At 37.7% G+C, this 559-nt stretch carries 2 protein-coding genes; both read left to right on the top strand.

Translation table 11 applies throughout. From position 1 onward, the window contains the following. Positions 1–182, top strand: a 182-nt coding sequence (rplF, locus tag QVP90_RS05835; RefSeq protein ID WP_288203972.1) for a 50S ribosomal protein L6, incomplete at its 5' end; no start/stop codon positions are given. Positions 183–203: 21 nt separating this feature from the next. Beyond that, positions 204–548: a 50S ribosomal protein L18 gene (gene rplR / locus QVP90_RS05830; RefSeq protein ID WP_007480104.1), complete on the top strand. Its 345-nt coding sequence runs from the start codon at positions 204–206 to the stop codon at positions 546–548. Positions 549–559: the final 11 nt, after the last annotated feature.

Genomic DNA, 559 nt, shown 5'->3' with positions numbered 1-559 from the left:
CAAAATCTGAAAGAAATAAGAATCCTCTTATTATCTTAGAGTCTTGCGATAAACAGTTGCTAGGTCAAGTTTGCTCTAAAATACGTTCTTTCCGTAAGCCTGAACCATATAAGGGAAAAGGTATTAAGTTTGTTGGCGAAGAGATTCGCAGAAAGTCTGGTAAATCAGCCGGCGCTAAGTAGATTAAATAAATTTATATCATCATGACAACAAAAATAGAAAGACGAATTAAGATCAAATATAGAGTACGCAATAAAGTGTCAGGTACTGCTGCATGTCCGCGTATGAGTGTATTTAGAAGTAACAAGCAAATCTATGTCCAGATTATCGACGATTTGTCAGGTAAGACTTTGGCAGCTGCTTCATCTCTTGGTATGACTGAGAAGTTACCCAAAAAAGAGCAAGCTGTTAAGGTTGGGGAAATGATTGCTAAAAAGGCTCAGGAAGCAGGTATTACTACCGTTGTTTTCGACCGTAATGGTTACTTGTATCATGGGAGAGTAAAAGAAGTAGCTGATGCTGCTCGTAACGGTGGACTTAAATTTTAATCATTATGGCA

The organism is Bacteroides sp. CAG:189 (assembly GCF_000432295.1).
In the GTDB taxonomy this organism is placed as follows: domain Bacteria; phylum Bacteroidota; class Bacteroidia; order Bacteroidales; family Bacteroidaceae; genus Bacteroides; species Bacteroides salyersiae.
Note: the sequence above shows the minus strand (reverse complement) of the source record. Positions and strands in the feature narration are given on the sequence as shown.